This window comes from Nocardioides sp. NPDC059952, assembly GCF_042730435.1.
Taxonomy (GTDB): Bacteria; Actinomycetota; Actinomycetes; order Propionibacteriales; family Nocardioidaceae; genus Nocardioides.
The window spans coordinates 1-8,451 of the sequence record NZ_JBHWLY010000124.1 but is presented as its reverse complement, the minus strand read 5'-3'; the positions used below and the strand labels follow the sequence as shown (position 1 = coordinate 8,451).

Genomic DNA, 8,451 nt, shown 5'->3' with positions numbered 1-8,451 from the left:
CCGACTCGGCGAGGGTGGCGGTCAGGATGAGCCGACTCGGCGTTCTCAGGCCGGGTCTCTAGACTGAAGCCATGAGCATCGACCTCGGCACCCCACGCCTGATCTCCGACGACGAGAAGGCTGTCCTCCTCGCGGAGCCGCGCGGCTATTGCGCGGGGGTGGACCGGGCCGTGATCACGGTCGAGGAGGCATTGGACCTCTACGGTGCGCCGGTCTATGTGCGCAAGGAGATCGTGCACAACAAGCACGTCGTCGACGATCTGCGCAACCGCGGCGCGGTGTTCGTCAACGAGCTCGACGAGGTGCCCTCGGGTGCGACCGTCGTCTTCTCCGCCCACGGCGTCTCGCCGGCGGTCCACGCCGACGCCGCCGTGCGCGAGCTGAAGACGATCGACGCGACCTGCCCCCTGGTCACCAAGGTCCACCTGGAGGCCAAGCGGTTCGCGCGCGAGGGCTACAGCATCCTGCTCATCGGTCACGCAGGTCACGAGGAGGTCGAGGGCACCATGGGTGAGGCGCCGGAGGCGACCACGCTCGTCGAGGGCCCCGGTGACGTACCCGGTGTCGAGGTCGCGGACCCTTCCAAGGTCGTCTGGCTCTCCCAGACCACCCTCTCGGTCGACGAGACCATGGAGACGGTCGCCGCGCTCCGGGAGAAGTTCCCCGAGCTGCTCGACCCGCCCAGCGACGACATCTGCTACGCCACCCAGAACCGCCAGCAGGCGGTCAAGGAGATCGGCGGGGGCAGCGACCTGGTCATCGTCGTCGGCTCCGGCAACTCCTCCAACTCGGTCCGCCTGGTCGAGGTCGCCCTCGAGGCCGGTGCCAAGGCCGCCTACCGCGTCGACGACGCAGGCGAGATCGACGAGTCCTGGCTCGAGGGCGTACGCAACGTCTCGGTCACCTCCGGAGCCAGCGTGCCCGAGAAGCTGGTCGAGGGTGTCGTCGAGTTCCTCAAGGACCGTGGCTTCCCCGACGCGCTGGCGCACAAGAGTGCCGAGGAGTCGCTGATCTTCGCGCTCCCCACCGAGCTCCGCAAGGACCTCAAGGCGGCCGCGGCGCGCGGCTGAGGTTGTTCCTTCGTCAAGGTATGCAGCCGAAGTAACACATCCCCCGCGGAGTTCCGCACGGGATGTGCGCCTTGACCTGCATACCGTGATGAAGGAACCGGCCAGCGAGAGGCGCTAGGGTGCGGGAGTGGCTCGCTTCGTTGACGTACACCCTGACAACCCGCAGTCCCGTCTGATCAGCCAGGTCGTCGATGCCCTGCGTGACGACCAGCTGATCGCGTACCCGACCGACTCCGGCTACGCCCTCGGCTCCCGGATCGGCAACAAGGACGGGCGCGACCGGATCCTGCGGATCCGTGGTCTCGACGACCGCCACCACTTCACGTTGATCTGCAAGGACTTCGCCCAGCTCGGCACGATGGTCCACGTCGACAACAGCGCCTTCCGGGCGATCAAGCACGCGACTCCGGGGCCCTACACGTTCATCCTCCCGGCGACCCCCGAGGTGCCGCGACGGCTGATGCACCCGAAGAAGAAGACTGTCGGCGTACGCATCCCCGAGCATGCCGTCGTGCAGGCGCTGCTCGAGGAGCTCGGTGAGCCGCTGCTGTCCTCGACGCTGATCCTGCCCGGCGAGACCGAGCCGGAGGTCTTCGGGTGGAACGTCAAGGAGGCGCTCGACCATCAGGTCGACATCGTGATCGATGCCGGTGAGACCCCGGCCGAGCCGACCACGGTCATCGATTGGTCCGACGGTGAGCCCGAGGTCATCCGTCAGGGTGCCGGCGACGTCTCCGGGTTCCTGGCGCTGGACTGATCGCTCAGGAGGCCAGGGCGCGCTCGCGCTCGACCTCGTCGCGGGTCTCGGTGCGCTGTTTCAGGACGCGGCGGCGCATCACCAGGCAGCCCAGGCACAGGGCGTAGCCGATGAACAGGCTGATCGCGTGGTGTCCGAGGCCACTGACCACGGCTTGGACGAAGCCGTCCCCCGCGTCGGCGATCGACCCGGGCTGAGTCGCGGCCAGCAGGATGAAGATGCCGAGCATGATCAGCGGCGGAAGCACGCCGACCACGAAGAAGTCGCTGGGTCTGACGATCAGCGCGAGCGTCAGCGCGATGGCCACGAAGGCGAAGTCGAAGAGCAGGCCGATCTGGTCGTCCATGAGCAGATCGACGAAGGTCACCGTCAGCGAGGTGGCGGATCCGAGCGCGACAACATGGCGGCCGGACTCGCGTCCTTCCTCCCAGATGGTGCGCTGACTCATGACGCTGCCTCCGCGCAGGCACCACCATGCGGACGCGACGGCAGGACGCCGATGGTCGCTCGCTGGCGCTCGCTCATGGGGTCACGATCTCTCGTATGCAGCCTGTGTATCAGAACCCACGGTAGGGCCCGGCACACCGTCATTTTCGGCGGCGCGCCGATCATCCTCCCTTACGCTGCTGAGCCGCTCCACAGCGCGTATCTCCACGGGACGCGGCGTCTCGAGCTCGTCGTCGGTTACCGATAATTCATTGAAACGACGGGCGGCCACCAGGACCCGGTTGTCGAGGGATCCGATCGCCTGGTTGTAGCGGGTCACCGCGGTGTTGAGGGAGCGCCCGATCCCGTCCAGGTGGCTGGACATGGTGGAGAGGCGCTGGTGCAGGTCACGGCCGAGCCGGTGGATCTCCCGGGCCTGCTCGGCGAGCGCCTCGTGGGACCATCCGTGCGCCACGGTGCGCAGCAGCGCGATCAGCGTCGTCGGTGAGGCCAGCACGACCCGGCGCTCCGCGGCGTACTCGATCAGGCCGGGTTCGGTCTCCAGCGCCGCCGAGAGGAACGACTCCGCCGGCACGAAGAGCACGACGAACTCGGGCGACTCCTCCAGGAAGCGCCAGTAGGACTTCGAGGCCAGCTGGTCCACATGCGTACGCAGCTGGGCGGTGTGTCGGCGCAGGTGAGCGCGGTAGTCGTCCTCGTTGTCCGCGGCCGCGGCATCGAGGTAAGCGTCCAGGGGGACCTTGGAGTCGACGACCAGCTCCTTGTTGCCGGACAGGTGCACCACCAGGTCGGGGCGCAGGCGCCCGTCCTCGAGATGGACCTGCTCGGAGAAGTCGCACTTGTCCACCAGGCCGGCCAGCTCCACCGCGCGGCGCAGGTGCATCTCGCCCCAGCGGCCTCTGACCTGGGGCTTCCGCAACGCCGTCGACAGCGATCGGGTCTCGGTCTGAAGCCGTCCGACCTCTGTCTCGAACTGCCCCTGCCAGCGGGCCCGCTCCCGGTCGAGATGCTGCATCTGGTCGCTGAGCCGGTCGAGCCCCTGCATCACCTCGGCCTGGTCCACCATCCCCGCCGCGACCGTCCCCACGCTCCGGGCCCGCGCCCACAGCGCCCCGAGAACGACGCCCAGGGCAAGACCGATCACCAGCCCGAGCACGAGGATCCAGATCTCCATGCCATCGATCTTCGCAGGGACCACCGACAATTCGTTCGATGGGCACGGTCGGCGGTTCGTGGTTCCATGGAGGCATGGCCTACAACGTCGAGCTGGCCGAACGCGTGCGGGACCTGATGCCCGCCGGCACCACCGAGGTGAAGATGTTCGGTGGGCTGGCGTTCATGGTGAACGGCAACATGGCGTGCGCGGTCGGCGCCGACGACCTGCTCGTCCGCACCGGCAGGTCGGCCTACGAGACCGCCCTCGCCGCGGGCGCCGAGCCGATGACCATGGGCTCCCGGACGATGTCCGGCTACGTCAACGTCGCCGCCGACCTGGTCAACGGCGATGCGCTCGCCGACTGGATCAGGCGCGGCGTCGCCACGGCCGAGTCGCTGCCGCCGAAGCCCCCGAAGTAGCCGGCCTCAGTCGGCGAGGTCGACGATCACCGGGGCATGGTCGGAGGGCGCGCCGGTGCCGATCGCGGGATTGCGCTCGTCGAGGTCGACGAACGCGCCGGTCACCCGCTCGGCGAACAGGGGAGAGCCGAGGACGAAGTCGATGCGAAGCCCGCGGTTGCGCTCGAACCGCTGCCGGTAGTAGTCGAAGTAGGTGTAGGCCTCCGGACCGGGCACGAAGGGGCGTACGACGTCCTTGAAGTCCTTCTCGATGGCGAAGAAGGCGTCACGCTCGGCGGGGGTGAGGTGGGTCTTGCCGACGAACTGCTTGGGGTCGAAGCAGTCCTCGTCGAAGGGGCAGACGTTCCAGTCGCCGACCATCGCCGAGGGTCCGTCGTGCCAGGCCGTCGCGGCCTTCTGCAGCGCGGCCAGCCACTCCAGCTTGTAGGCGTAGTGGGGGTCGTCGGGCTTACGGCCGTTCGGGACATAGACCGAGGTGACGCGTACGCCGCCGCACGTGGCCGAGAGAGCCCGAGCCTCCGCGACGTCCTTGAACGATGGCATCCCCTCGAACCCGACCTGGATGTCGGCGAGCCCGACCCGGGAGATCAGCGCGACGCCGTTCCACTGGTCGTAGCCGACCGAGGCGACCTCGTAGCCACGGGCCTCCAGCCCCATCGTCGGGATCTGGTCGGGCTTGGCCTTGGTCTCCTGCACGGCGAGCACGTCGATCGAGTGTCGCTCGACGAAGGCCTCGACGCGGTCGATGCGGGAGCGGATGGAGTTGATGTTCCAGGTGGCGATACGCACGCCCGTCAGACTATCCAGAAGATGATGTGGACTACCGTTTGAGGCGTGGGCAGCGCGACGATCGAGATGCACGGGGTCCGTCGTCTCTACGAGCAGGCAGATCTCTCCGAGCTGATCGCCCTCGATGACATCGACCTGACCATCGAGCCCGGCACGTTCGTGAGCATCATCGGGCCCTCGGGGTGCGGCAAGTCGACGCTGTTGCGGCTGATCAGCGGGCAGGAGAAGCCGGAGGCCGGCACGATCACCGTGTGCGGCCTCACCCCGAAGGAGGCCGCCGAGGCGAAGGCCTTCGGGTTCGTGCCGCAGTCTCCGGCGCTGCTGCCCTGGCTGAGCGTGCTCGGCAACGTGACGCTGCCCCACAAGGTCAACCGCCAGCGCCCGAGAGACGGGTACGACCGCGGCCGCCCCGACCTCGAGGCGATGCTGCGCGAGGTCGGCTTGGGGGAGTCGCTCCACAAGCTGCCCGCCGAGCTGTCGGGTGGCATGAAGCAGCGGACCGCGATCGTACGTGCCTTCGGGCTCCGCCCCGACGTACTCCTTCTCGACGAGCCCTTCGGTGCGCTCGACGAGTTCACCCGCGAGGCTCTTCAGGAGCAGCTCTTGGAGCTGTGGGAGCAGACCCGCGCGACGGTCGTCTTCGTCACCCACTCGATCTCCGAGGCGGTCAGGTTGTCCGACAAGGTCGTGGTGATGGCGCCGCGACCGGGGCGGATCACCGACGTCATCGACATCGACCTGCCTCGCCCCCGTCACCAGGAGCTCCTCACCTCGCCCGAGTTCCACGCCTACGAGCTCGCCCTCCGGGGCAGCCTGCGAGACGCCTTCAGCCACGGAGAGGTCGTCTCGTGACCCTGGACTCCGGTACGCAGCCGGCCCCTCGGCAGCGACCACATCTGGTCGTCCCCACCCCCGAGCAGCTCGCCGCGCGCCGCCTGCGCCGCCGCACCCGCCTGCTCCGGCCGGGCTACTGGCTCCCGTTCGTCCTTCTCGTCGTGGTGCTCGGGCTCGCCTGGGAGCTGGGCGCGCGGCGGATGCCCTACCTGTTCGCACCGCTCGGCGACATCGCGAGCGTGCTGATCGAGGACCCGGGCTACTTCCTGAGCAACACCCTGGTCACGCTCGGCGAGGCGCTGGTGGGGCTCGGGATCGGGTTCGTCGCCGCCTTCGCACTCGCCGTCGTGGTGAGCGAGGTCGCGGTGGTGCGGCGCGCGGTGATGCCGGTGGCGGTCGTGCTCTCGGTGACCCCGCTGGTGGCGATCGCGCCGCTGCTCGTGGTCGCGCTCGGGTTCGGGATGGGACCGAAGGTCGTCCTGACCGCTCTGGTCTGCTTCTTCCCGATCCTGATCAACGTGGCGACCGGGCTGCGGACGGTGCCGTCGCCGGTGCTGCAGGTCTACCGCACCGTGGCCGCGAGCCGCCTGGAGGTGCTGCGCCACCTGCGGGTGCCGGCCTCGCTGCCCTACGTCTTCGCGTCCCTGCGGATCGTCTTCCCGCTGTCCATGATCGGCGCCGTCGTGGCCGAGCTCTCCGCCGCGGGTTCGGCCGACGGCCTGGGCAGCGTGATACAGGTCGCCAGCTCGCAGAACAGACTGGCTACGGTGTGGGCAGCGATCTTCGTCCTCGCGGCGCTCGGGTCGTTGCTGTTCTGGCTCGTGACGCTCGCCGAGCGTCGAGTGCTCCACTGGCACGAGTCCTGATCCTCGAGTTGAAGGAGCCCTTCATGTCTCGCGTACGTCCGATCGCTGCTGCCCTCATGTCGGCGGTCGTCCTGATGGGCGCGCTGACCGCCTGCGGGTCCTCGGCGGACTCCGCCGGTGAGCAGGGGAGCGCGGTCTCGGCCGAGCGCTGCGAGCAGAACCAGGAGGCCGGCAAGATCACCTACATGTCGGGCTACTACTGGCAGGCGTCGGCCTCGATCATGGAGGCCATCGCCGCAGACCGGCTCGGCTACTTCGACGATCTCTGCCTCGATGTCGAGCTCCAGCCGGGGTCGGGCGACGTCTCCCAGAACGCCAAGCTGATCGCGGCCGGGAAGGTGCAGGTCGGACCGCTCTCCGAGCAGGACATCATGACCTCCAACGCCAGTGGCCTGAAGGTGCTGGGCGTCTCGTCCTACTCCAACGCCGGCCTCGACGTGCTGATGACCGGCACCGGCATCACCGATCTGAAGCAGCTCGAGGGCAAGACCCTCGGCCACAAGGGCTGGGTGCCGGTCGGCGTGCAGGCGATGCTCGCGGAGGCCGGTGTGGACATGGCGAAGGTGAAGCAGGTCAAGGTCGGCTATGACCCGGGCGTCCTGCCCCGCGGCCAGGTCGACGCGCTGGTCGGGTTCGTCTCCAACGAGCCCAACCAGCTGAAGGCGGCCGGGGAGAAGGTCACCGTCTGGGAGCCGACCGACTTCGACGTACCGGGCTCCCTCGGCGCCTACTCCGTCAACCCCGCGTGGGCGAAGAGGCACCCGACCGCGGTCCAGGACTTCCTGCGCGCCGTCTTCAAGGGCTACGCCTACTGCGCCGGCGCCGACCGCGTCGAGGAGTGCATCGGCTACCAGCACGACCTGGCCGGCGCCGAGTCCGACGAGAAGCACGAGACGGCGATCTGGCGCACCGAGGTGAAGGTCGCCTCCGACAACCCGCTCCCGGGCAGGTTCGGCTCGGTCGACCCCGACAACGTCGCGGCGCTGGCCGGGGTCGTGACGGCGTACGCAGGGCAGCAGGTCACGCCCGAGCAGGCCGCTTCCTGGTTCGACACGTCCTTCGCCGAGGCGGTCGTCGACGACAACGACAAGGTGATCTGGCCCGCTCCGTGACGCTCCCGGCGACAAACGCAGGAATTCGTCTCGAAACTTTTGCCTGTTCAACGGTAATTTCACCGAAGTTTCTATAGTCCATCCCTAGTCGCAACGCTTGAATCTCCTGTGGCCGCCGGCGTCAATCGCCGGCGGTCGTTCACGAATCCAGGAGGAAGAGCTATGCGAGTCCGTATTCCCATGATGATCGCCGCGGCTGCGGGTGCCGCGGCGCTGACTGCGTCGATGGTTCCCGCATCTGCCGAGGAGGCACCGAGCTACCAGGAGTTCGAGGCGTCCACGTACGTCGACGTCGACGGTCAGTACGTCGTCAACGGCGACGAGGTCGTCTCCAACCAGGGTGACCTGCACAAGTTCTACGAGTCGATGGTCTCGACGTCGAAGCACATTCCCAAGGACGGTCTCATCGTCAACACCGTCAGCGGGAAGGACGACAAGTGGACGGCCTCCCAGGCGCTCAACCTGACCTACTGTGTCTCGGACAAGTTCGCCGGTAACAAGGCCGGCATCGTCACCGCGATGGAGCAGGGTGCGGGCCTGTGGGAGGGGGCGAGCTCGGCGGTCGAGTTCACCTACGTGCCCGCGCAGGACGCCGCGTGCAACACCCGCAACTCCAACGTGCTCTTCTCGGTCGAGCCGGTGAACACCTCGCAGTACATCGCGCGGGCGTTCTTCCCCTCGACCTCGAAGCGCTCGCGGAACGTGCTCATCGACGACTCGATCTTCTCGTCGGGCAACTGGGAGCCGGGTGACATCCTCGGCCACGAGCTCGGTCACGCCCTCGGGTTCCGCCACGAGCACACCCGTCCGGAGGCGGCGACCTGCTTCGAGGACAACAACTGGCGTGCGCTGACCCCGTACGACTCCTCCTCGATCATGCACTACCCGCAGTGCAACGGCGGTTCGGAGGACCTGGAGTTCCAGGCCTCCGACGCGGCCGGGATCCGGGCGCTGTACGGCTCCTGACCCACCAGCAGCACGAAGGCGGCCCGCCCCGCATA

General features: G+C 68.1%; 10 protein-coding genes. 7 read left to right on the top strand and 3 right to left on the bottom strand.

Translation table 11 applies throughout. The features are described 5' to 3' along the window. Positions 1 to 71: 71 nt before the first annotated feature. Entirely contained in the window at positions 72 to 1,070 is a 999-nt protein-coding gene (locus ACFV9G_RS29250; RefSeq protein WP_378732890.1) for a 4-hydroxy-3-methylbut-2-enyl diphosphate reductase, read from the top strand. A 127-nt stretch (positions 1,071 to 1,197) separates the two neighbouring features. After that, positions 1,198 to 1,827 (top strand): L-threonylcarbamoyladenylate synthase, encoded by a 630-nt coding sequence (locus tag ACFV9G_RS29245; protein WP_378732888.1) that lies wholly within the window; start codon positions 1,198 to 1,200, stop codon positions 1,825 to 1,827. Positions 1,828 to 1,831: 4 nt separating this feature from the next. Here ACFV9G_RS29245 and ACFV9G_RS29240 read toward each other — a convergent pair whose 3' ends face one another. Beyond that, positions 1,832 to 2,275, bottom strand: coding sequence for a DUF6542 domain-containing protein (locus ACFV9G_RS29240; RefSeq protein WP_378732885.1), 444 nt, complete (start codon positions 2,273 to 2,275; stop codon positions 1,832 to 1,834). Positions 2,276 to 2,356: 81 nt separating this feature from the next. Beyond that, positions 2,357 to 3,448, bottom strand: coding sequence for a DNA recombination protein RmuC (locus ACFV9G_RS29235; RefSeq protein ID WP_378732883.1), 1,092 nt, complete (start codon positions 3,446 to 3,448; stop codon positions 2,357 to 2,359). Between the two features lie 38 nt (positions 3,449 to 3,486). On the opposite strand from ACFV9G_RS29235, the gene ACFV9G_RS29230 reads away from it, so the two are divergent. Further along, positions 3,487 to 3,849: a TfoX/Sxy family protein gene (locus ACFV9G_RS29230; protein WP_378732881.1), complete on the top strand. Its 363-nt coding sequence runs from the start codon at positions 3,487 to 3,489 to the stop codon at positions 3,847 to 3,849. A gap of 6 nt (positions 3,850 to 3,855) precedes the next feature. Here the strand turns inward: ACFV9G_RS29230 and ACFV9G_RS29225 are convergent, their stop codons facing one another. Then, a complete protein-coding gene (locus ACFV9G_RS29225; protein WP_378732879.1) occupies positions 3,856 to 4,638 on the bottom strand; it encodes an exodeoxyribonuclease III in 783 nt (260 codons plus the stop codon). Between the two features lie 45 nt (positions 4,639 to 4,683). Here ACFV9G_RS29225 and ACFV9G_RS29220 point away from each other — a divergent pair, with 45 nt between their 5' ends. The 4 genes from ACFV9G_RS29220 (at position 4,684) to ACFV9G_RS29205 (ending at position 8,416) form a co-directional block, all read left to right on the top strand. Then, positions 4,684 to 5,490, top strand: a complete 807-nt coding sequence (locus ACFV9G_RS29220; protein WP_378732877.1) for an ABC transporter ATP-binding protein — start codon at positions 4,684 to 4,686, stop codon at positions 5,488 to 5,490. Beyond that, entirely contained in the window at positions 5,487 to 6,338 is an 852-nt protein-coding gene (locus ACFV9G_RS29215) for an ABC transporter permease (protein WP_378732875.1), read from the top strand. Before ACFV9G_RS29220 ends, ACFV9G_RS29215 begins: the two co-directional genes overlap by 4 nt. A 23-nt stretch (positions 6,339 to 6,361) precedes the next feature. Further along, positions 6,362 to 7,450 carry an ABC transporter substrate-binding protein gene (locus ACFV9G_RS29210; protein ID WP_378732873.1) on the top strand — a complete coding sequence of 363 codons (1,089 nt, stop codon included), beginning with the start codon at positions 6,362 to 6,364 and terminating at the stop codon, positions 7,448 to 7,450. Positions 7,451 to 7,612: 162 nt separating this feature from the next. Next, positions 7,613 to 8,416: a M57 family metalloprotease gene (locus ACFV9G_RS29205; RefSeq protein WP_378732871.1), complete on the top strand. Its 804-nt coding sequence runs from the start codon at positions 7,613 to 7,615 to the stop codon at positions 8,414 to 8,416. Positions 8,417 to 8,451: the final 35 nt, after the last annotated feature.